At 52.1% G+C, this 22,005-nt stretch carries 17 protein-coding genes; 6 read left to right on the top strand and 11 right to left on the bottom strand.

Going from position 1 to position 22,005, the window contains the following annotated elements; genetic code table 11:
• Positions 1 to 46: 46 nt before the first annotated feature.
• From CBE72_RS16055 to CBE72_RS16045, 3 genes are all read right to left on the bottom strand, one after another.
• On the bottom strand, positions 47 to 1,006 hold the full coding sequence (locus tag CBE72_RS16055) for a TerC family protein (RefSeq protein WP_100145026.1): 960 nt from the start codon (positions 1,004 to 1,006) through the stop codon (positions 47 to 49).
• Between the two features lie 335 nt (positions 1,007 to 1,341).
• A complete protein-coding gene (locus CBE72_RS16050) occupies positions 1,342 to 4,221 on the bottom strand; it encodes a valine--tRNA ligase (protein ID WP_100144986.1) in 2,880 nt (959 codons plus the stop codon).
• Between the two features lie 15 nt (positions 4,222 to 4,236).
• Positions 4,237 to 4,701: a DNA polymerase III subunit chi gene (locus CBE72_RS16045; RefSeq protein ID WP_100144984.1), complete on the bottom strand. Its 465-nt coding sequence runs from the start codon at positions 4,699 to 4,701 to the stop codon at positions 4,237 to 4,239.
• Between the two features lie 331 nt (positions 4,702 to 5,032).
• Between CBE72_RS16045 and CBE72_RS16040 the strand changes: the two genes are divergently transcribed.
• Positions 5,033 to 6,286, top strand: coding sequence for an NRAMP family divalent metal transporter (locus CBE72_RS16040; protein ID WP_100144982.1), 1,254 nt, complete (start codon positions 5,033 to 5,035; stop codon positions 6,284 to 6,286).
• Between the two features lie 206 nt (positions 6,287 to 6,492).
• Here CBE72_RS16040 and CBE72_RS16035 read toward each other — a convergent pair whose 3' ends face one another.
• The 3 genes from CBE72_RS16035 to pepA all read right to left on the bottom strand — a co-directional run bounded on the left by CBE72_RS16035 (position 6,493) and on the right by pepA (position 10,219).
• A complete protein-coding gene (locus tag CBE72_RS16035; RefSeq protein ID WP_100145024.1) occupies positions 6,493 to 7,530 on the bottom strand; it encodes an NADP-dependent oxidoreductase in 1,038 nt (345 codons plus the stop codon).
• A 92-nt stretch (positions 7,531 to 7,622) separates the two neighbouring features.
• The gene (locus tag CBE72_RS16030; RefSeq protein WP_093982219.1) at positions 7,623 to 8,228 is read right to left on the bottom strand and encodes a TetR/AcrR family transcriptional regulator; all 606 of its coding nucleotides are present in this window, start codon (positions 8,226 to 8,228) and stop codon (positions 7,623 to 7,625) included.
• A gap of 482 nt (positions 8,229 to 8,710) precedes the next feature.
• A complete protein-coding gene (gene pepA, locus CBE72_RS16025; protein WP_028781604.1) occupies positions 8,711 to 10,219 on the bottom strand; it encodes a leucyl aminopeptidase in 1,509 nt (502 codons plus the stop codon).
• 238 nt (positions 10,220 to 10,457) lie between these two features.
• On the opposite strand from pepA, the gene lptF reads away from it, so the two are divergent.
• Both lptF and lptG read left to right on the top strand, forming a co-directional pair.
• Positions 10,458 to 11,570 carry an LPS export ABC transporter permease LptF gene (lptF, locus tag CBE72_RS16020; RefSeq protein WP_100144980.1) on the top strand — a complete coding sequence of 371 codons (1,113 nt, stop codon included), beginning with the start codon at positions 10,458 to 10,460 and terminating at the stop codon, positions 11,568 to 11,570.
• Positions 11,567 to 12,625, top strand: a complete 1,059-nt coding sequence (gene lptG, locus CBE72_RS16015; RefSeq protein ID WP_100144978.1) for an LPS export ABC transporter permease LptG — start codon at positions 11,567 to 11,569, stop codon at positions 12,623 to 12,625. Before lptF ends, lptG begins: the two co-directional genes overlap by 4 nt.
• Positions 12,626 to 12,801: 176 nt before the next feature.
• On the opposite strand, the gene CBE72_RS16010 is transcribed toward lptG, so the two are convergent.
• The 5 genes from CBE72_RS16010 to CBE72_RS15990 form a co-directional block, all read right to left on the bottom strand.
• Positions 12,802 to 13,311 (bottom strand): RDD family protein, encoded by a 510-nt coding sequence (locus tag CBE72_RS16010; protein WP_028781602.1) that lies wholly within the window; start codon positions 13,309 to 13,311, stop codon positions 12,802 to 12,804.
• Positions 13,312 to 13,336: 25 nt separating this feature from the next.
• A complete protein-coding gene (locus tag CBE72_RS16005) occupies positions 13,337 to 13,588 on the bottom strand; it encodes a DUF2960 domain-containing protein (RefSeq protein ID WP_025011397.1) in 252 nt (83 codons plus the stop codon).
• A gap of 26 nt (positions 13,589 to 13,614) precedes the next feature.
• Positions 13,615 to 13,965: a DMT family protein gene (locus CBE72_RS16000; protein WP_025889282.1), complete on the bottom strand. Its 351-nt coding sequence runs from the start codon at positions 13,963 to 13,965 to the stop codon at positions 13,615 to 13,617.
• A 3-nt stretch (positions 13,966 to 13,968) separates the two neighbouring features.
• Positions 13,969 to 14,454 carry a GNAT family N-acetyltransferase gene (locus tag CBE72_RS15995; protein WP_100144976.1) on the bottom strand — a complete coding sequence of 162 codons (486 nt, stop codon included), beginning with the start codon at positions 14,452 to 14,454 and terminating at the stop codon, positions 13,969 to 13,971.
• A gap of 66 nt (positions 14,455 to 14,520) precedes the next feature.
• Positions 14,521 to 16,011: a carboxypeptidase M32 gene (locus CBE72_RS15990; protein ID WP_100145022.1), complete on the bottom strand. Its 1,491-nt coding sequence runs from the start codon at positions 16,009 to 16,011 to the stop codon at positions 14,521 to 14,523.
• Positions 16,012 to 16,404: 393 nt separating this feature from the next.
• Between CBE72_RS15990 and CBE72_RS15985 the strand changes: the two genes are divergently transcribed.
• The 3 genes from CBE72_RS15985 (at position 16,405) to CBE72_RS15970 (ending at position 21,923) form a co-directional block, all read left to right on the top strand.
• Positions 16,405 to 17,037: a YqiJ family protein gene (locus CBE72_RS15985; RefSeq protein WP_039033177.1), complete on the top strand. Its 633-nt coding sequence runs from the start codon at positions 16,405 to 16,407 to the stop codon at positions 17,035 to 17,037.
• Positions 17,038 to 17,063: 26 nt separating this feature from the next.
• Positions 17,064 to 18,896, top strand: coding sequence for a flotillin family protein (locus tag CBE72_RS15980; RefSeq protein ID WP_100144974.1), 1,833 nt, complete (start codon positions 17,064 to 17,066; stop codon positions 18,894 to 18,896).
• A 2,190-nt stretch (positions 18,897 to 21,086) separates the two neighbouring features.
• Positions 21,087 to 21,923, top strand: a complete 837-nt coding sequence (locus tag CBE72_RS15970; protein WP_100144970.1) for a hypothetical protein — start codon at positions 21,087 to 21,089, stop codon at positions 21,921 to 21,923.
• The last annotated feature ends 82 nt before the right edge of the window (positions 21,924 to 22,005 follow it).

The raw sequence follows: 22,005 nt of genomic DNA, 5'->3' as shown, positions 1-22,005 counted from the left end.
TTTCATTATCTTGTGCCCCCTTCGAGTGACGGATAAAAGACAGGTATTATGCCTGTGGCTGCTTCCCCTTATCCCGGGTCAGCCACAAGCTGCCCAATACACTGATCAGCAAGATAGCGGCGATGACAGCCAGTGCCAGCATGATAGGCAGATGATAGATATCCAGCAGAAGCATCTTGGTACCGATAAACATCAGGATCAGCGCCAGGCCATATTTGAGCAGCACAAAACGTTCGGCGGCGCCCGCCAACAGGAAGTACATGGCCCTGAGTCCCATGATGGCAAAGATGTTGGAGGTCAGTACGATAAAGGGATCTGTGGTGACCGCGAAGATAGCTGGAATACTGTCCACCGCGAAGATGATGTCGCTGATCTCTACCAAAATCAGCGCCAGCAACAGGGGCGTGGCAAATAACATGCCGCGGCGACGCACCACAAAGCGTTCACCCTGAAGCTTTTTCACCACCCTCAGGTGTTTTCTGAGCCAACCGAGTAGTTTGCTGTTGGCGAGATCGGTTTCATGCTCTTCCTTGGCAAACAACATCTTGGCGCCGGTAAATAGCAAAAAGGCTCCAAAAAGATACAGTACCCAGTGGAACTGACTAATCAGCCAGGTGCCGCCAAATACCATTGCGGCCCGCATCACTATGGCGCCCAGTACTCCGTAGAGCAGCACCCGTCTTTGCAGCTCGGCGGGGATGGCGAAATAGCTAAACAGCATCAACCAGACAAACACATTGTCCACGGCCAGGGCTTTTTCGATGAGATAGGCTGTGAGAAACTCCAGCCCTTGTTGATTGGCGACTTCGAGACCTGCGGTCTGTTTAAGGTAGAACCAGATCCCTAAGTTAAACAGCATGGCGACGCTTATCCACACCAGGGTCCAGATCCCCGCCTCTTTGACCGAGACCTTATGGCTGTGACCACCGCCGACAAACTTAAGATCTATCCAAAGGATCCCCAGCACTATTACCAGAAATCCGCTCCACAACCACCAGGTACCCATTTCATTTTCTCCAAATACAACAAAGCCTGCCACCGACGGCAGGCCAGCTGAAGGAGCACGGATCCTTGCCTGTCGGCAAGGTCTCACTTACAAAGCACAATTCAATAGCCTTGCCCGGTTGCCGGGTGTGGATACACCGTAATGACGACAAGCCGGCGAGAAGTTACTCCCCTTGGAATATTTTCCAATTTAACAATATGTTGTTCCGATAGCCAGCTCTGGAAGATGAAATTATCTTAATCTTGCCAGCCACTTGGAGCTGAGGGCAAGCGAATAATAAATAAAAAGGGCAGTCGATTGACTGCCCTTGGGTTTTATGGTTCTTGGGTAAACCGTTAGGCTTCCAGTTTGGCCAGCTCGGCTTGCTGCTCTTTGAGCTTGTCCATATCGCGCTTGAGATCAGCCATCTTGCTGCGCTCTTTGTCGATAACCGCTGCCGGGGCCTTGGCCACAAAGCCTTCATTGGACAGTTTGCCTTCAATGCGGGCGACTTCGCCACTCAGCTTATCCAGCTGTTTGTCGATACGAGCCATCTCAGCCGCTACGTCGATAAGCCCTGCCATAGGGATCAACAGTTCCATCTCGCCCACCAGTTGGGTGGTGGACATGGGTGCGTTGTCGCCATCGGCCAGAATCGTCATGCTTTCCAGCTTGGCCAAGCTAGTGAAGAAGGTTTGGTTGGCTTCGACACGGGCCTTGTCGCGGGCACTGACACTGCGCAGTAAGGCGTTGAGCGGCTTGGACGGAGCTATGTTCAGCTCGGCGCGGATGTTACGCACGGCAACAATCACTTGCTTGACCCATTCCAAGTCGGCCATGGCCTCGGTATCGACTTTGTCGGCCTGATACTCAGGGAAGGCGGCCAGCATCAGGGTTTCCCCTTCTACACCGGCAAGTGGTTTGACACGGTGCCAGATGGTTTCAGTGATGTATGGCATCAATGGATGCATCAGGCGCAACAACTGCTCGAGTACAGTCACCAGAGTATGACGGGTGCCACGCTGCTCGGCTTCAGAGCCGTTTTGCAGCACAGGCTTGGTCAGCTCCAGATACCAGTCACAGAACTGGTTCCAGGTGAATTCGTACAGGGTATTGGCAGCCAGGTCGAAACGATAGGCGCCCATATGCTCTTCGAAGGTCTTGACCGTTTGGTTGAACAGACCTGTGATCCAGCGATCTGCCAGTGACAGCTGCATCTCACCGCCGGCCTTGCCGTTAGGTGAGTTGGGGCCGCAATCTTGATCTTCGGTATTCATCAGTACATAGCGGGAAGCATTCCACAGCTTGTTACAGAAGCTGCGGTAGCCGTCCAGGCGCTTCATGTCCCAGTTGATGTCACGGCCGGTGGACGCCATGGCAGCCAGGGTAAAGCGCAGCGCATCGGTACCGTGGGCTTCGATGCCGTCGGCAAACTCCTTGCGGGTGCTCTTTTCAATCTTGGCGGCCAGTTGCGGCTGCATCATGTTACCGGTGCGCTTGCCAACCAGAGATTCGAGATCTATGCCATCGATCATATCCAGTGGATCCAGCACATTGCCCTTGGACTTAGACATCTTGTTGCCTTGCTCATCACGGATAAGCCCGGTCACATAGACAGTCTTGAAGGGCACCTGAGGTGTGCCGTCTTCATCCTTGATGAAGTGCATGGTCATCATGATCATCCGGGCTACCCAGAAGAAGATGATGTCGAAACCTGTCACCAGCACGTCTGTGGGGTGGAAGGTTTTCAGCTCAGGAGTCTGCTGTGGCCAACCCAGGGTTGAGAAGGTCCACAGGGCAGAGGAGAACCAGGTATCCAGTACATCATCGTCCTGACGCAGAGCAACATCGCTTGCCAAGTTATGCTTGGCACGGACTTCGGCTTCGTTACGGCCGACATAGACCTTGCCGCTGTCGTCATACCAGGCCGGAATACGGTGACCCCACCACAGCTGACGTGAAATACACCAGTCCTGAATGTCACGCATCCAGGAGAAGTACATGTTCTCGTATTGCTGAGGCACAAACTTGATATCGCCGTTTTCCACCGCTTCTATGGCTGTTTTGGCCAGTGGTTTGACAGACACATACCATTGGTCGGTCAGCAGGGGCTCAATCACCACGCCGCTGCGGTCGCCATAAGGCACTTTCAGGCCGTGAGGCTCGATTTTTTCCAAAAGACCCAGGGTCTCGAATTCGGCGACAACGGCATCGCGTGCCTTGAATCTGTCCATACCGGCATAACGGCTTGGCAAAGAGGCGTCCAATTCGGTGTTGAGGCTACCATCGACATTCACCACTTCGGCCACAGTGCGGATGGCGGCATCTTGGGTGAGTATGTTGAACATGGGTAGATTATGACGCTTGCCAACTTCATAGTCATTGAAGTCGTGGGCCGGGGTGATCTTCACGCAGCCGGTACCGAACTCCATATCCACATAGTCATCGGCCACCACAGGAATGCGGCGGTTAACGATTGGCAGAATGATCTCTTTGCCAATCAGGGATTGATATCGTTCATCGTCAGGGTGCACGGCAACCGCGCTGTCACCCAGCATAGTCTCCGGACGTGTGGTGGCGACAATCAGATAGTCTTTACCGTCGGCGGTCAGGGCGCCATCGGCGAGTGGATAGCGGAAATGCCACATGTGGCCCTGCTTTTCCTTGTTTTCCACTTCCAGATCGGAGATCGCAGTGTGCAGCTTGGGATCCCAGTTAACCAGGCGCTTACCGCGATAGATGAGATCATCTTCATAGAGGCGAACAAACACTTCCTGCACGGCTTCCGACAGGCCTTCGTCCATGGTGAAACGCTCGCGGTCCCAGTCTACCGAGGCGCCCAGGCGACGCATCTGGCTGGTAATGGTGCCACCGGACTGGCTCTTCCACTCCCATACCTTGTCCATAAAGGCTTCACGGCCGAGATCGTGGCGGCTCTTGCCTTCTTCGGCTTCCAGTTTACGTTCCACCAACATCTGGGTGGCGATACCGGCATGGTCGGTGCCCACTTGCCAGAGGGTATTCTTGCCTTTCATCCGCTGGTAACGGATCAGGGTGTCCATAATGGTATCCTGGAAGGCGTGTCCCATGTGCAGGCTGCCGGTGACATTCGGCGGTGGGATCATGATGCAATAGTTGCCCTGGGACTCGTCACCGTGGGGCTTGAAATAGCCTTTCTCTTCCCAAACCTGGTAGAGCGCTTGTTCAATAGACTGCGGATTGTATGTTTTTTCCATGGGAGCTTACATTTCTCAAACTGGTTTAAGAGGTTCGGTTGTCAATTCTTGAGTGCTCAGAGGAATATTAAACGCCCGATATTGCTTATAGCGCTGGCGGGCGATGACCTTCATGGCATCATCGTTGGCAACGAAATCGATAATGTGACCAAAGTTTACCGCAAATGCAGGGCTTTGGTCTGCAAGATTAATCAGAACCTGACGTAATTTGCCGGGCCCGATAGGATCAAATCCTATCTCTACAGGTGCCCCGGCCGCCGGGCCTTCACCTTTAAGGTTGTGGGGCACGAAACTGATGGGGTCAAACTGCCATAGTTGTTCATCAATGGCATGGGCTTGTGTCTGGTCATTACAGTGAATATATACCTGCGCACCATTGGCGTAATGCCATTGTGCCAGCTTGCAGGCGGCCATCTCAACTTGCTCACGGGCAGAGGGCGTTGATACCTGTGGCAACAAATAGAATATTGCTTGACTCATCTATGGTATTGGCCTTGATTACCCTTGACATAAACGTAGGATTTTACACCCTTTGCTGTAGGCTTAACAACCAAGGGGGAAGAAGCGCATTGGAATAGATTTTCATGGTAAGTGATCTGCGTGGCCGCATATTGTGATTGTTGGGTGCGCTGCGTCATGGTTTGAATAAAAACGGGGAAACGGTCTGGACAAGCGTGATCTCGGCTCCTAAAATACCCCGCGAAATTTACATACCCTCTGGGCACCTCGTGTGTCAGAGATAAAGCAGCTGATCCTATTCAGTTGTTTTTTCTATTTCTTTTAGTAGAAAGAACACAAAAATGGATCGCTCATGTCTACTTCTCAATCTGCTGCAGATATCTCTTGTAATTTATCCCCCCGCTCTGTTGCGCAAACGCAACGGGATTTTCAGAAAAAAGCCATTTTTAGCGTCGCCTTTTTGATGGCAATGACTTCAGTCGGTCCAGGTTTCCTTACTCAAACTGCAGTTTTTACCAATATCTACAAGATAGATATGGCGTTTCCAGTACTCGTGTCGGCAATCATCACTTTTGGAATAGTGATGAATCTGTGGCGTATTGTTGGCGTATCCGGTCTACGAATTCAGGACATTGCCAACCGGGTCGCTCCAGGAATGGGGTATGTGATCGGTACTCTATTGGCTCTGGGTGCCGTGGCATTTAATTTTGGCAATGTCAGTGGCTCGGCATTGGGGATGAATGTACTCACAGGTATCGATACTACCTGGGGAGCCATAGTGACCGGCGTCATGGGGGCGACACTGTTTTTATTACACAATGCATCCAAACGCATAGATCAAATGGCCCGTTATTTGGGATTGTTAATGATAGTGTTGATTGCCTATGTTGCACTCAATAATCTACCACCGGTTCAGCAGACTATAGTGGCTGCCGTATATCCCACTGACTATGCGAGCTTGTTACTCCCAACTTTGACCATAGTCGGAGGTGCTGTCGGTGGCTATTACACAGGTGCTCAACGATTGGTGGATGTCGGCTTGAGTGGCAACCAACAATTAAATGGGATCAAGCAGGCAGCTTGGGCAGGGATCTCCATCGCCGTAGTCATTCGGGTACTGTTGTTTTGTGCCATTCTCGGGGTGATTATGGCGGGTGGGGTGTTGGATGCTGCCAATCCTGCGGCCGATGCGTTCCGGATAGGGGCTGGTAACTTGGGTTATCATATCTTTGGCTTGGTGTTGTTTGTGGCCTCGATTACCTCTGTCGTCGGCAATTCCTATATGGCCGTTTCCTTGGTGAAAACCTTGTTCCCTGTGGTTGCCCGTCATGAAAAAGCCTGTTGTGTCGGCTTTATTATGATTACCGTTTTGGGGACTGTGTTGGTCAATATGCCGGTATTTTTGTTGATGTTGGCAGGATTGGTAAACAGCATAATTCTACCAGTCGTCTTGGCGGTGATACTGATGGCGACTCGTCGAAAGAGTATTGTCGGTGATTATCGTCACCCGCTTGGATTAACCGCTATTGGCGCCGCGATAGTCATCGTCATGGCGGGGGCCAGCGTGTCAAACATAGAACGTTTTGTGGCGACTTTCGTGGGATAAAACTGTTAGTGATTGTTACCTCGTCGATCGCGGGTTTGAAAGTGATTTCAGGATTGGCAGGATCAAATAAATCGCTTTAATGAGGTTGAATGAAACCGTTAGAACTTACGGCCCTCTTGGCGTTTATGCTTAAGAGGGCCGCAAGTCTTGCTTTGCTGGTTACCGAATGGCCGCAGGACTCAATTTAGTGCAGCCATCAGTTTTTATCACAGCGGCTCGGCAACCTTGATCACCAGCTTGCCGAAGTTTTTACCTTCAAGCAGGCCGATAAAGGCTTGGGGTGCCTGCTCCAGCCCTTCGACCAGTTGCTCCTTATATTGAATTTTGCCTTGAGACAGCCAGTCACCCATATCCTTGGCAAACTCTTCATATCTGTGACCATAGTCGTCAAAAATGATAAAGCCCTGCATCTTGATCCGCTTCACCAGAATGGTGCTCATCAGCAGTGACAGGCGATCCGGGCCGGCCGGCAACTCAGTAGCGTTATATTGAGACACCAAACCACATACGGGGACTCTGGCGCTGGTGTTCAGCAGGGGCAATACGGCATCAAACACCTTGCCGCCGACGTTCTCGAAATAGATGTCTATTCCCTGGTCGCAGACTCGGGCCAACTGCTCGGCGAAGTCCTCGGCCTTGTGATCCAGACACTCATCGAAACCCAGTACTTCTTTGGCGTGGCGACATTTCTCAGCGCCGCCGGCAATACCTATGACCCGGCAGCCCTTGAGTTTGCCTATCTGGCCTACAGTAGCGCCAACCGGTCCGGTGGCGGCGGCAACCACCAGGGTTTCTCCCGCTTTGGGCTGGCCAATATCCAGAAGTCCCATATAGGCAGTGAACCCCGGCATGCCCATGACTCCGAGGGCATATGAAGGGGCAGCCGGCGCTTTGCCGAGTTTCAACAACCCTTCACCGTCCGAAAGGGCATAGTTTTGCCAGCCGGTGTAAGCGAGCACCCACTCACCGACTTCAAAGTTCGGGTGACGGGATTCTTCCACCTGGCAAACCGTGCCGCCGACCATGATATCGTTCACGGCTACCGGCTCGGCATAGGATTCTGCATCACTCATGCGGCCGCGCATGTATGGATCCAGCGACAGATAGATGGTGCGCAGCAACACCTGGCCGTCGCCTGCCACCGGCTTGCTGCTGCTTTCCAGGCGGAAGTTGTCTGCGTTGGGAGCGCCGCTCGGGCGAGAGGCCAGCACAATGCGCTGATGTGGGTTTTGATTGGCAGTCATAATAGGCTCCATTGGCTTTTATTGCTTAATTAGACCGGTCGTCTAGTTTTTGGTTAAAAAAATCCCGCCACCTGTGTGGCGGGGAGTATCTGTTATTGGCCGCTGTTGTCCAGCCTGCCTGCGAGTATGCTGTCAGTGGTTTGCATTGCCAGATTAAGGGCGTTTTTATCCTGAGTCAGCTTGCTCATTAGGCTGGCCCCCAGCCAGAGGTTGTAAAGTAGCTGCGCCGTCTGGTCACTGTTGCCGACTTTGACAGAGCCATCCCGGTTACCGGCTTCGATACATTCGGCAATAGTGGCAATGATCCGCTTGGCACCTTGCAGCAGCGCCATACGCATCGGCTCAGAGAGATCGGCCACTTCGGCACTCAGCTTCACCACCAAGCACTTTTGCGCGCCACAGACATCGGCGTCGCAATCCAGCCAGAGTTGCCAGTAGCTTTGCAGCCGCTGCAGCGCCGGAGTGCGCTCATGGCCCAGCAGTGCCTGCAGTTTAACTTGATAATCGTTGAAATAGTCCTTTATCAGGGCTTCACCGAACTGCTCCTTGGATTTGAAGTAGTGGTAGAAGGAGCCCTTGGGGACTTCTGCATGTTGCAGCAGTTGTGACAGGCCAACATTGGAAAAGCCTTTGGTTACGACGAGCTGGTAACCCGTGTCCAGTATGTGTTGGCGTGTGCTTTGTGTCTGTGTGTTCATGGCGGCCAGTATAATTACCATTAGACCAGTCGTCTAGTGGTTTATTTGAACAGCACTTGTTTGGCTTGGGGCCTAAGTGGCAGAACCAAGTGACTAAGGAAACACGATAGAAAGTAACTGGATTAAAAACAATGAATTAAAGCGTTCAGAGTTTAAGTAAACGGAGTCATGTCGGCTGGAACTGTATTTGCAAACTCAGCTGTGCAAACTCAGCTGTGTAAACTTAGTCTGAAGCCGAGTTTTATGGGCCGTATTGAGCCACTGCCTTTCAACAGGGCGGTTTACTGTGGCTTAGCTCTGTGGCTTAGCTCTGTGGTTTGAGCCGTGGATGAATACTATTTTGCTCAAGCACCGGCTCACTCGGCGAAAATCAAAAGGCGGGGAAGGAGTAGGACAAAGGGAAGATTGGCTTTATAAAATAGCCCACAAAAATAAAAAGCGAAGCACTGGGCTTCGCTTTTTATTAACCGGGAGTCAGGCGCTTATTCGCCTTGTTCGACTCCGGCGCGGTTCAGCAGGAACTGCGCCAGCATAGGAACCGGACGACCGGTTGAGCCCTTGTTGGCGCCGCTGTTCCAGGCTGTACCCGCTACATCCAGGTGGGCCCAGTGGTACTTCTTGGTAAAGCGCGACAGGAAACAGGCCGCCGTGATAGACCCGGCAGGGCGTCCGCCCAGGTTGGTCATATCGGCAAATGGGCTGTCCAGCATTTCCTGGTACTCATCCCATATCGGCAGGCGCCAGGCGCGGTCACCGCTCTGCTCACCGGCATTGAGCAGCTCGCTCGCCAGTGGGTTATGGGCAGAGAACAGACCTGAGGCGTGTTTACCCAGCGCGATAACACAGGCACCTGTCAGAGTGGCGGTATCGACCACCAGTTCAGGGTCGAAGCGCTCCACATAGGTGAGTACATCACAAAGCACCAGACGGCCTTCGGCGTCTGTGTTGAGCACTTCCACGGTTTGGCCGCTCATGGTGGTGAGAATATCACCTGGGCGGTAGGCATTACCGGAAGGCATGTTTTCACAGCCGGCCAGTACCCCAACCACATTGATAGGCAGCTTCATTTCACAGATGGCCTTCATGGTACCCAGTACCCCGGCAGCGCCGCCCATGTCGTATTTCATTTCATCCATGGCTTCGCCCGGCTTGAGCGAGATGCCTCCTGAGTCAAAGGTCAGGCCCTTACCTACAAGCACTATCGGCTTGGCGGTCGTGTCGACGGCACCCTGATATTCCATCACTGTCATGATGGACTCATTGGCACTGCCACGGCCCACGGCCAGGTAGGCGTTCATGCCAAGCTTGGCCATCTGTTCTTCACCGACAGTGCTGACCTTCAGGTTCTCATGCACCTCGGCCAGTTGCCGGGCCTGCGAGGCCAGATAAGCCGGGTTACAGATGTTGGGTGGCATATTGGCCACGTCGCGGCACAACTGCATACCGGCGGAAACGCCGACACCGTGCTCGATGGCGCGCTCGCCAACCGTCAGTTCACGGCGGGTCGGGACATTGAATACCAGTTTGCGCAGCGGACGGCGGGTCTCGCCCTTGCGGGTCTTGAGTCCATCGAAGCTGTAGAGGGTAGAGCTGGTGGTTTCCACGGCCTGGCGCACTTTCCAATAAGTGTCGCGGCCTTTAACGTGCAGTTCGGTCAGGAAGCACACGGCTTCCATTGAGCCGGTATCGTTGAGGGTGTTGATTGTCTTGGTGATGATCTGCTTGTATTGGCGCTCATCCAGTTCTCGTTCTTTTCCGCAACCTACCAGCAGAACCCGCTCACTCAGCACATTGGGTACATGGTGCAGGAGCAGCATCTGCCCGGGCTTACCTTCCAGATCGCCACGGCGCAACAGGTTGCTGATGTAACCTTCACTGATTTTGTCCAGTTGTTCGGCGATGCCGGACAGGCGACGGGGTTCGTAAACGCCTACAACTATGCAGGCCGAGCGCTGTTTTTCGGGGCTGCCGCTCTTTACGCTAAACTCCATGAGCTCTCCTAGATTCTTTTAAAGACAAACTTTTTTATTTATTGGATAATGTCTGCTTGTGCCGCCTAAAGGCGGAAAATTTCCTGCAGCAGGGGGCTGGTTTGGCTGACAAAAAGCATACGCCTGAAACAACCAAAATGCCGCCTGTTATGGTCAGAAAACTATCAAAAGTAGACAGTCTACATGAAAGTAACACTGACACCAGCAAAAAGATAAGTTTGGATACCGGATTCAGCCTGTGATTGTATTTAGATACTTGATCCGCGAAGTTTTGAAGGCACAAATAGCGGTGCTTTCTGTCTTGTTAGCTATTTTTATCAGCCAGCAATTTGTCCGCATCCTGGCTGATGCCTCCGATGGCGAATTTCCCGCTTCCCTGGTGATGACTCTGATCGGCCTCAATCTGCCTGAACTGGCAGTGCTAATTCTACCCTTGAGTCTATTTCTGGGGATCTTGCTCGCTCATGGCCGCATGTATGCAGAAAACGAGATGGTGGTCTTTCATGGGGTCGGCGTCAGCGAATGGTATGTCACCCGGGTAACCTTGATCCTGGCGTTGCTCAACAGCCTGTTTACCGGTTATCTGGCGCTCTATGTCGCGCCCTGGGCGCAGGACAAACAACACGCGGTCTTGGAAAAGGCCCAGTCAGAAGCCGGGCTGGCCGCCCTGGTTCAAGGACGTTTTCAAACCAGTGCCAACGGCCGGGCTGTGCTCTTTGTTGAAAAAATCAGCAAAGACAATGAGCTGGAAAAAGTCTTTGTGGCCCAGCTTCCCGATGAGGAAGACGAGAGCGGTGTAACCAACCTGGTCGTGGCCCATGGTGGCCGGGTAGTGGAAGACGCAACCGGTGGTCAGCGACTCAAGCTCGATGACGGCGTGCGTTATCAGGGAGCGCCGAACCGGGTGGATTACCAGGTGATTGAGTTCGGCGGCTATCAGATGCAGCTCAAAGAGCAGGAAGTGGATGAGAGGGATCGCAAGTTATCTGCCGTGCCTTTCAAGGAACTGCTCAATACACCGGGGCCGGAAGCCGTGGCGGAACTTCATTGGCGACTGGCCATTCCGCTGGCTATCCCCTTGATGACGCTGATTGCTGTGCCTATGGCTCGGGTCAATGTACGCCAGGGCAAGTTTGCCAAGGTATTTCCGGCGGTATTACTCTATCTTGGCTATTTTGGCTTGATGGTCGCCGGGCGCAAGGCATTGCAGGATGAGGTGATCCCTGCCTGGCTGGGGATGTGGTGGATCCATGCCTCGGCATTGCTGATGGGCATCTTGTTGATAGGTAAGGGCAGACCTCTGGGAACTCGACTGGCGGGGCTATTCAAACGCCGGGGGGCCGTAGCATGAAGATACTGGACTGGTATATTGCCAGAGTACTGCTCAGCACCTCGGCCTTGTGTCTGCTGATTTTGACCGGGCTTTCCGGGATCATCAAATGGGTCGATCAGCTGCGTCTGGTGGGCCGGGGCAGCTACACCATGATGGATGCCGCCGTCTATGTGCTGTTTTTGATCCCAAGAGATGTGGAGATGTTCTTCCCCATGGCCGTGTTGCTTGGGGCGCTCATCGGCATGGGTATGCTAGCCTCCAACTCTGAACTGATAGTGATGCAGGCCTCCGGCATGTCGCGGCTACAGATCACCCTGTCGGCGATGAAGACGGCGGTTCCTTTGATGCTGATGGTGATGGTACTGGGGGAATGGGGCGCACCGGTGGCGGAGCAGAAGGCCTATGAGCTTAAGACCAGCAAGATCTCCGGCGGTAACCTGATTAAGTCCCACCGCGGGATTTGGGCCAGAGATGGAAACCTGTTCGTCAACATTGGCGAGATTGAGGATGTGACTCGTCTTGGCAATATTACCCTCTACGAGTTTGACTCAGAGCAGAAGCTGGCCAGTGTGGTGCATGCCGAGCAGGCTATCTACACCAAGGAATATTGGCGTTTGTTGGAGGTTCGCCGCACAGTGTTCAAGAATGAACAAGTGGTGCTGGAAAACCTCAAGGAAGACAGATGGCCCTCCAGTTTGACACCGGACAAGCTGAGTGTGGTGTCGGTTAAACCCGATGCCTTGTCTATTCGTGGTTTGGTCGGTTATCTCGATTATTTGAAGAATAACAATCAGGATGCCAGTCGCTATGAGTTGGCACTGTGGCGCAAGGTGATGCAGCCCGTTACAGTGGCTGTGATGATGCTGGTGGCGCTTTCTTTTGTATTCGGGCCACTGCGAACCGTCACTATGGGAGCCAGGGTGTTACTCGGGGTGATAGCCGGCTTTACCTTCTATATCTGTAATGAGATCTTCGGCCCCATGAGCATAGTCTATGAGCTGCCGGCCTTGATGGGCGCCATGATGCCGAGTTTGCTGTTTACCAGTGCGGCTATCTACTATATCCGCCGCTGAGGATTGAGGGCTTGAGAGTAAAGCCGCTGCGGATTTGAAAGCCTCCTGTGCCGATTAACGTTATGAAAAAGCCCTGTCACTGACAGGGCTTTTTGTTGTGGTTTGCGTATTGGAGATATCTATAAAGCGTTATTTTAATGCTATCGCTACCCGTTTATTTCATCAGAATCCGTGTCTCAGGCTCCGTGCCAGTTGCGCAGTGAGTTGGCTTCTTTACTGAGAAGCACCACTTCGGAGCGGGTCATGCTGTCCTGCAGTGCCAGTTTGTCACCGCTGAACAGGATCCACAGGTTGCCTATCCCCAGCAGGGACCAAACCACCCGTGCCAGCGCGGTAATAAAACTCAGGTTTTGGCCGTTGGGATGCTGCACCTTGAGGCGCCAGGCGCGCATGCCCAGCGTCTGGCCGCCCTTGGACCAAAAGAGAGCGTAAAAACCGGCCACACAGCAGGCCAGCCACAGTTGATAGAGGCCGTGATAGAGGCTATTGCCATTGAGCAGATCCGAAACATGTTCATAGTTCCCCATGGGAATAAGGCCGGAGGCGGTCAGGCCGGTAAAGATCCCAAACCCTATGGCACCGGCAAACATGTAGACGGCTACCGCCAGCAGCAGATCATAAACGGCGGCTCCGAGGCGCTTGAAAAAGCCGGCTCGGGGAAAATTGGCGTGTTCTGGATTTATCATGGCTTAACCCTCTTTGGGGCAGGTATTAACCCTGCTCTTCTTCTTTGACAAAGTGGATATGACGAAACCCCATACGGGCGAATTCACTGGTGCGATAGCTCTTTAGGGCTCCACCGCCTTTGGCTGTCATGGCGACTTGCTGCTCCATCGCCAGAAAACGGCTGAGATCTATTCCCTCGGCGGCGGCAACAGCCTCGTACATGTCGTGGTATTTGTCATAGGCAAAGTTGATCACTTTCGCGACCCCCTTGTATTCATAGGCGACCTGACGTGCCATCTTGTGTCCTCATTAAAGCAGTGGGCTCAAGCGAACTTACTGCGAAATATAAAATAAACGGCGCCGAGCATACATAACCCGGCCCAGAGATAGTCCAGTTTCAGTGGTTCTTTAAGGTAATAGAATGAAAAAGGAACAAACAGACTCAGGGTGATGACTTCCTGAAGTATCTTGAGTTGGCCCACATTCATCACACTATAACCAATACGGTTGGCCGGTACCTGCAAAAGATATTCGAACAGGGCTATGCCCCAACTGACCAAGGCGGCAATGATCCAGGGTTTACCGGAAAGGGACTTGAGGTGTCCGTACCAGGCAAAGGTCATAAAGATATTGCTCAGGCACAACAAGCCTATGGTGATGAGTGTGGGTTGCATCTGTCAGCGGGTTACCGGATAGACCATATAACTGGCGTCATCTGTATAGGTGGCCAGCGATTTTTCGATACGCTTGTGGTTAAAGCCGAGTTTTTCCCAGTAACCACAGGCGCCCTGTACTGCCACCAGTGACAAGGAGCCCAGACGCAGTTTTTCCGCCTGCAGTTTGAGGGTATCAAACAGTTTGCGTCCGGCGCCGAGTCCCTGAGCCCTGTTGCTGATGGCAATATCATGCAGATAAAGGGTGTCGGCCTTGGGTAAGGCGGTAATCGCCTGATACAGTGGCGGAGGCGTGTCTTCGGTCCAGGGATGAGCCAGACAATAGCCTACCACCTGGTCACTCTTTTCAAGGACATAACAGGTTTGCGGTGATGCCTGCCACTTGCTCTTGAGTACATGTAAAGGTTCGGGGGCCAGAGCGTGGTAGCACTCTGCTTGAATTTCGCCTATGGCTTGCCAGTCATTCTGGCTAATGGCGCGTATCAACATCTGAATTCACTTTCTCTTTGCAGTCACTTCATAGAAACGCGCCATTATACCATTTTTGCAGATAAATTAATCCAGATAGCGCTGCTGCAGATGGCGCTGCAAGAAGTTGGGATCCAGACTCTGGCCTGTGGCGCTGCGGATCAGTTCATCGGTTTCCAGCAGGCACCCCTTGGACCAGATTTTTTCATCCAGCCAGTCGCAAATCTGTCCCAGCTTATCCTGGCTCAGCAGGGCTTCAATGGGGCCCAATTCGGCTTCCATGGCAAATCTCAGCTGGGCGGCGTACATGGCGCCCAAGGTGTAGCTGGGGAAATATCCCAGTTCGCCCAAGGTCCAGTGAATATCCTGCATACAGCCATCTTTATAATTCCCGGCAGTACTCAGCCCCAGATATTGCTGCATCTTCTGATCCCAGAAATCGGGTAGGTCTTTCACCTCCAGGCTGCCGTCGATAAAGGCCTGCTCGGCTTCAAATCGCAGCAGTATGTGCGCCGGATAGGTGACTTCATCGGCATCGACCCGGATAAGACCCGGCTTGACCCGGGTGATATTGTCGATCAGTTCATGGGCCGATACCGGGCAGTCGAGATGTCGACGAATTCTCGGATAGAGTTTGCTGATAAAGGCGCGGCTGCCGCCGAGTTGCATCTCAAAAAACAGGCTTTGACTCTCGTGGATCCCCATGGAGCGAGACATTCCGGCGGGTTGTCCTCGCCAATCCTTTGGCAGCGCCTGCTCGTAACGGGCATGACCCGTTTCGTGAATTGTGGAGGTGAGGGCAGCGATAAAGTCGTTTTCCGTGTAGCGACTGGTCAGGCGGATATCACCGGGCACGCCACCGCAAAATGGGTGCGAGCTGACATCCAAACGCCCTTGGTTGAAATCAAATCCCAGGTATTGCATCACCTCTCGTCCCAGCAGCTTTTGGTCTGCTATAGGGTAGTCGCCGGCGCTGCTTTTGTAACTCTGGTGCAGCTGTTTGTGCTTCACTTTTTGGATAAGCTCGGGCAACCAGTCCCGCACCGCTCCTAGAGTGGTCTCCAGCCGTTTACAGGTCATGCCGGGTTCAAATCTGTCCAGCAGGGCATCGTAACCTGCCTTGCCTGTGTGCGCCGCGCGAGCCTGGGCTTCTTCTCGCACCAAGGCGATTACCGCCTCGAGATTGGGGCGAAACCCTTGCCAATCGTTGTTATGCCGCTGTTCGCGCCATTGGTTTTCACAGCGATAACCCGCCAGCGTCTTGGCCTGTACCAAGTCCCCCGGCACGGCAATGGCTTGGGCGTAGTGCCAGCGCATCTCTCTGAGATTGGCCCTCTGTTCGATACTGAGTTCGGCGGCTTTGGCTTCGGCGCCATCCAGCCATTCGGCAAGCCTGGGCGAGGTTTTTAAACTGTGAATGTGTAATGCCAACTCGGCCATCGCCTCGGAGCGGGCCTCGCTGCCGCCCATAGGCATCATGGTGGCTTGATCCCAGTCCCCCAGGGCACTGAAATGCTCGAAGTGGCTGATGGTGCGAAAGTGCTGGCAAAGTTGCTGGTATTCGGTTTTGGCAGTCATGGTTTGCTCTAAAATATTGGCATGCATCAGAGGGAACAATTCTTATGCTAACCAAGCCAAGGGATCGTTCTCAAGTGTTTTTCGGCAGTTTTTGTTCTTGCGAAATGTAATTAAATTAATGCCTTGTAATAGAAAACAAAGTTTACAATTCGGTTTTGTCTGGGCGTTGCTGGCGTAAACCTTGTGGTTTGTTGCAACACTAACCCAAGCAAAGATAGCCTCTGTATGGAGTGGCTAACATTAATGTGAGCCGCTGCAGATTTCTGACGTTAAATGCAGATAAAAGCTATTGGAGTCAAAGCTTGCCAAGGGGTACACTCAGTAACGACCTGAAATAAACAGGCTTATATGGAATATTGACGACAGGTACAGTCGTCTACAAGGAGGAATCCTGTGCTGGACTTTTTTCTGGCCCAGTCCAATCTGCCCTATGCTGTAGCCTTGGCGATAGTGGCACTGCTTGGAGTGATAGAGGGACTCACGCTAATCGCGGGTATCAGCCTGATGGCCGCTATGGATGACTGGCTTCCCGATGCCGATCTTGATACTGACCTACCTCAGGGGGGACTGACAGCGCTGGCCGGTTGGCTCTGCCTGGATAGGCTGCCTGTGCTCATCTGGTTTGTACTGGCACTGGGATGTTTCAGTATTACGGGCTACCTGCTTAACTATTTTTCCTGGCTGCTGACCTCTGCCCTGTTGCCGCAAGTGTTTTCCTTGTTGCTGGCCTTGCCGCTGGCGGCGGTTGCCTGCCATTTCCTCGGTGGGCAGTTGGCCAGAATCCTTCCCAAAAATGAATCCAGCGCCGTCTCAATCGAAGATCTCAGCGGCAGCGTCGGCACAGTAACGCTCGGCTGTGCCATCAAGGGTAATCCCAGCGAGGCCGTGGTTCAGGATCAATACCGTCAAAAACACTATGTCCTGGTCGAGCCCGAGGACGAAGACACCGAATTCCCTGCAGGGGTGCAAGTGGTGCTGCTCAGACGCAGCGGCCGCGTGTGGTCTGCCACCCGTTTTGAACAATAATCTAACCAAAGAAGGAAACAACAGGAATGGAAACCATCCCGGGTTTAAATACCAGCGGCACCAGTATGTTGCTGTTTACCGCAGGCGCAGTAGTGCTCTGCCTGTTGGTGATAGGGTTTATTTTTGCCAAGCTCTATTGCCGCGCCACCAAAGAGATGGCCTTTGTGCGCACGGGTTTCGGTGGTGAAAAGGTAGTCAAAGATGGCGGCGCCATTGTCCTGCCGGTACTGCATGAAATTATTCACGTCAATATGAATACCCTGCGCATTGAAGTGGGCAAGACTCAAAAAGATGCCCTGATCACTAAAGACAGGATGCGGGTGGACGTCAAGGCCGACTTTTACTTGCGGGTGGCCCCCAATGCCGAAGGTATTTCCATGGCGGCCCAAACATTGGGCGGTCGCACCAATAGGGTGGAAGAGCTCAAGAAGCTGATGGAGTCCAAGTTTGTTGACGTGCTGCGCGCCGTGGCAGCCGAAATGAACATGACAGAGATGCACGAACAGCGGGCCGACTTTGTACAGCGGGTGCAGAACAACGTTGCCAACGATCTTGAGAAAAACGGTCTGGAACTGGAGTCGGTTTCTCTGACAGGTTTTGACCAAACAGAGCTGGAGTTCTTCAATGAGAACAACGCCTTTGACGCTGAAGGTCGTGCCAGACTCGCCAAGATCATCGAAGAAAAACGTAAAGAAACCAACGATATTCAGCAGGATAACCGGATCCAGATTGAGCTGCGTAACCTGGAAGCCGAAAAAGAGTCGCTGAATATCGAAAAGGCCGAAGAGGAAGCACGTTTGATCCAGCAGCAGGCACTGGAGTTCAAGCGCGCCGAGCAAAAGGCCGAGATCATCAAGCAGAAAGAGCAAAAGCAGCGTGAGGAGCGGGAGGCGGAAATCGCCAAGGAACGCGCCATCGAGTCGGCGGAAATTGAAAAGACCAAAGACATAGAAACCCGCGAGATTGAAAAGCGTAAGCAAATTGAACAGGCCAGAATTCAGCAGCTGCGAGATATCGAAGTCTCCGAACAGGAGAAACAGATTGCGGTTGCCGCCAAGTCGGAAGAAGAATCTGCCGCCAGAGCCCGTGCCGCCGAGGCCGAAAAGCTCAAGGTTGAAAAAGAGGAAGCGGTAATCACAGTGCGTCAGGTGGCTGAGGCCAATCGTCGCAAAGAGATTGAAGTTATTGACGCCCGTAAAGAGGCGGAGCGGGAAGCCGTTGGGGTCACAGTTCAGGCTGAAGCCGAGAAACGCGCCGCCGAAGATAGATCCATAGCGATACTGACCGAAGCCCGCGCCAGTGCCGATGCCAAGATGCTCAAGGCCGAGGCCGATGAGAAGGTGTATGCGGTGGAAGCGGCCGGTAAACAGGCGCTGCACGAAGCCGAGAACGTGTTGCGTGACGAGCAAATTGCCCTGCAGCGCTCACTGGCGATCCTCAAAGTTCTGCCGGAAATCGTCGCTAATGCGGTTAAACCACTGGAAAACATCGAAGGCATCAAGATCCTTCAAGGCTACGGCAGCAGCGTAACCGGCCAACTGGGGACAGCTTCCGATGGCGCCGGTGCCAAGGGCGGCATTGCCGAGCAAGTGACCAGTGCAGCGCTCAACTACCGTGCCAACGCGCCTGTGGTCGATGCCATGCTTAGAGAGTTGGGGTTGGTAGATGCCGAAAAGGGCGGCCTGAATGATCTGCTGAGTGGCAACAATATGCTCACCCATGAAGCGCTGCAAATCGCCCGGGATACCAAGGCCAGTGTCGAGCCCAAAGTGGAGACGGTAAAGCCTGTTAGCCAAAACAATGTGGCCTATGAAGTGACTTTGGATATAGATAAGCCTGAGCAACCGAGAAACGCTTAAGCCCAGTTGTACTCATCAATGAATGCCCTCCATCGGAGGGCATTTTCTTATCAGGCATAGCTTCTTATCAGGTATAGCTTCTTCTTATCAGGTATAGCCTTGGAAAATTCGTTTTCAATTTTCCAAGCCGGCCTCGGCTACGCCAATATGCAAATAACGCCTAGCGGCGGCTTCGAGCGGGAGTTGGTGCAATTCTGTTAGCGCTGAGTAGCTTGGAACATCTGAAGTGTCTGCAGACATACACCTCATTTCTAGGCACAGGCGGAACTGTGACCGTCGAAAACAGGGCCGAATTTTGTTCCCGACAAATTCGGCATTTCCTACGTCCTTGTAGGTCAGATGTTTTCGTCGAGGCTACATGGACGTATTCACAACAACTTCCCTGTTTAACGGCCAGCTCACCATCCCTGGTTCGCGCTCGAAAGCATGTTGCTGCGCAACTCTCGCCGAGTCACAGGATCGCCTGTGCATAAGCCTGCGGCAGGCAATGGGAGACATCCGTTGCTGGAAGTTCAATCTATGTTATTTGGCTATTTTGAGCTGAAAGCAATGCTAGCCGCTGTGCCAGCGGCGTAAAGTCGTGGAGCTTCGCCCCACACCCGAGGAAAGGGGGCTGTATCGATTCGCCCCCTTTCCAAACCCCCAGCGACCCGCGACGCAGCGGACAACCCCTTGTGCTTATGATGTCAATTCGCTATCGCGCCAGACGCTCATCCCTGATTCGACTGGCGCTGCTTCGGCATCCATGCCTCGCTACGCGATTGTCATCAACGCCCTGCGGCCGCTTCGAGCGGGAATCGGTGCATTCTGTGAGAATGAATTAGCTTGAAATATTTGAAAGATCTGCAGATATACACCTATTTCCAGGCACAGGCGGAACTGTGACCGTCGAAAACAGGGACGTTTTCGTCGAGCGCCCATGGATGGGTTCACAGTGTGTCACAGGATCGCCTGTGCAAAAGGCGCACCGCAGGTGATGGGCTACACCGTGGCCGGAAGCTCGGCCAGTACTAACTTAGGAACTTTTAGCTGGAAGCTATGATAGCCGCTGTTCCAGCGGCTTAAAGTCGTGGTGTTCCACACCACACCGGGCAAGGGGCTTTGCTTGTCCAAAGCCCCTTGCATCCCCAAGGACACCCCGACGTAGCCGAAATCCCCGCTGGCTTATGAAACAAATTGGCTACACTCAGGACTCGCATCCTTGCTCGACCTTCGAGCCTCGACATCCCTGTCTCGGCTACGCCAATTTGCAACAACGCCAGCGGCGGCTCCGAAGGGGGCATTGGTGCAATTCTGTTAGCGCTGAGTAGCTTGAAATATCTGAAGAGTTTGCAGACATACACCTATTTTCCAGGCACAGGTGGAACTGTGACCTTCCGAGCCAGGGATGGCGAGGCAGAGCTTACAGGGACGTACTCGCAGCGTGTCACAGTATCGCCTGTGCGAAAGGTGCACCACAGGTGATGGGCTACACCGTGGCCGGAAGCTCGGCCAGTACTAACTTAGGAACTTTTAGCTGGAAGCTATAATAGCCGCTGTGCCAGCGGCTTAAAGTCATGTTGCTTTGGGTTTCAAACCCAGTCAATTCTGCTTCAAAAACAAACAAAATCAGGGTTTTGTTGCCTTTGTCAAAACTTGACCTTTGGCTAATTGTTTTCAAATTCAGTACTGGGTATTGTATAACCAATTCAAACGCTTAGCTTTAGCACTTCCTTAAGTTTAAGGGCGAAAGCTGCAACACTTTTCCGATTTTAGCGGAATGTAGGGACAAACAGAGTTTGGACCCGTGCGGTAGCCATGGCTTCACTCAACGTTTTTTGTAGGCCTGGGGTGTAGGGTTCTTGGTTGTACGGCTTGGCGCGCTCATGACAAGCACCTCAGAACTGATTTTTTATACAGTATTATTGCCGTTCCAGGAAAAATGCCGAGAATTTGCAGCTAAGCTTGCGCGTTATTTCCGTAACATTTCAGGAAATATCATTAAATTCATAAAGTTAAAAAATACAGCTGGTAGATAATAGGTTTGGAAACCGCGCATGCGCGTTTAGCTGCAAGGGATATTAGGACTAAACTCTATTATATCCAGCGAATACAAACAGATAGCGATGCGCGTTTACACTCCTCCGAGGACTAAAACGCGCATGCGCACTATACAGCTGTTATGCCTATAATTTTTTAATGAGGAAATATATGGTAGAAAAAAACAAGGCGGAAGTTAATGCTGAACAAACTAAAGAATGTTTCATTATTATGCCAATAGCTGAAGCAGATGATCGTCCCAAGGGGCATTTCAAGCACGTTTATTCAAATATTATTAAGCCCGCTTGTAAAACGGCTGGATATAAAGCTGTAAGAGCTGATGAAGTCAAGCAAACAAACTTAATTCACTTAGATATTCTTAAACAGCTTATAGAAGCTCCTATCGCGATATGTGATCTAAGTAATCGCAATCCCAACGTTCTATTTGAATTAGGTATTCGGCAAGCATTCGACAAGCCTACAGTGTTAATTCAAGAGCAGGGCACACCGAAAATTTTTGATATCGCACCACTACGATATCTAGAATACTGCAAAGAAATGCGCTATCACGATGTTCTTGAGAGCCAAAAAGAGTTAGCCGAAGCAATAAGTGCAACTGTTGGTGCTGATGGACAACAAGGAAATGTGAATTCAATTGTTAAACTACTTGCTCTCAATAGTCCTGCGCAAATACCTGACATTGAAAATAGCAGAGAACTGTTATCTTTAGATGTAATGCATGCAGAAGTTCGTCAAATGAAATCGTTACTTGAAAACATTACGAATGTTGCTCGACCTTCAAAAGCTTCATTTGCACTAATAGAGTATGAAAGGTTAAATGATGAATTTCACCGTCTTCAAAATGCTAGACGATTATCGCCAGAAGAGAGAATGGATCGGATGCATAGGTTGATCCGTGATATTGAAGAATCCATGATGCATTGTAGAGATGCCGAAAGTCATAATTATTATCATGCTCTGATGGATAAAGTTCATCGCTCAATATAGGCATAACAAACGACTATGGCGTCAATCCTTTATTTTGGGCGATGTTTTGGTCCCACATGATGCCATCTCGAAGCATAGAGTT

The organism is Shewanella carassii, assembly GCF_002777975.1.
Taxonomy (GTDB): Bacteria; Pseudomonadota; Gammaproteobacteria; order Enterobacterales; family Shewanellaceae; genus Shewanella; species Shewanella carassii.
This window is presented reverse-complemented; position numbering and strand designations above follow the sequence as displayed.

Excerpts from the sequence above, each read along its gene's own strand:
- CBE72_RS16055 (WP_100145026.1), bottom strand. The coding sequence starts at position 1,006 with ATGGGTACCTGGTGGTTGTGGAGCGGATTTCTGGTAATAGTGCTGGGG.
- CBE72_RS16035 (WP_100145024.1), bottom strand. The coding sequence starts at position 7,530 with ATGACTGCCAATCAAAACCCACATCAGCGCATTGTGCTGGCCTCTCGC.
- CBE72_RS16040 (WP_100144982.1), top strand. The coding sequence starts at position 5,033 with ATGTCTACTTCTCAATCTGCTGCAGATATCTCTTGTAATTTATCCCCC.
- CBE72_RS16000 (WP_025889282.1), bottom strand. The coding sequence starts at position 13,965 with ATGCAACCCACACTCATCACCATAGGCTTGTTGTGCCTGAGCAATATC.
- CBE72_RS16005 (WP_025011397.1), bottom strand. The coding sequence starts at position 13,588 with ATGGCACGTCAGGTCGCCTATGAATACAAGGGGGTCGCGAAAGTGATC.
- CBE72_RS15990 (WP_100145022.1), bottom strand. The coding sequence starts at position 16,011 with ATGACTGCCAAAACCGAATACCAGCAACTTTGCCAGCACTTTCGCACC.
- CBE72_RS16030 (WP_093982219.1), bottom strand. The coding sequence starts at position 8,228 with ATGAACACACAGACACAAAGCACACGCCAACACATACTGGACACGGGT.
- CBE72_RS16050 (WP_100144986.1), bottom strand. The coding sequence starts at position 4,221 with ATGGAAAAAACATACAATCCGCAGTCTATTGAACAAGCGCTCTACCAG.
- CBE72_RS15980 (WP_100144974.1), top strand. The coding sequence starts at position 17,064 with ATGGAAACCATCCCGGGTTTAAATACCAGCGGCACCAGTATGTTGCTG.
- pepA (WP_028781604.1), bottom strand. The coding sequence starts at position 10,219 with ATGGAGTTTAGCGTAAAGAGCGGCAGCCCCGAAAAACAGCGCTCGGCC.
- CBE72_RS16010 (WP_028781602.1), bottom strand. The coding sequence starts at position 13,311 with ATGATAAATCCAGAACACGCCAATTTTCCCCGAGCCGGCTTTTTCAAG.
- CBE72_RS16045 (WP_100144984.1), bottom strand. The coding sequence starts at position 4,701 with ATGAGTCAAGCAATATTCTATTTGTTGCCACAGGTATCAACGCCCTCT.
- CBE72_RS15970 (WP_100144970.1), top strand. The coding sequence starts at position 21,087 with ATGGTAGAAAAAAACAAGGCGGAAGTTAATGCTGAACAAACTAAAGAA.
- CBE72_RS15995 (WP_100144976.1), bottom strand. The coding sequence starts at position 14,454 with ATGTTGATACGCGCCATTAGCCAGAATGACTGGCAAGCCATAGGCGAA.
- lptG (WP_100144978.1), top strand. The coding sequence starts at position 11,567 with ATGAAGATACTGGACTGGTATATTGCCAGAGTACTGCTCAGCACCTCG.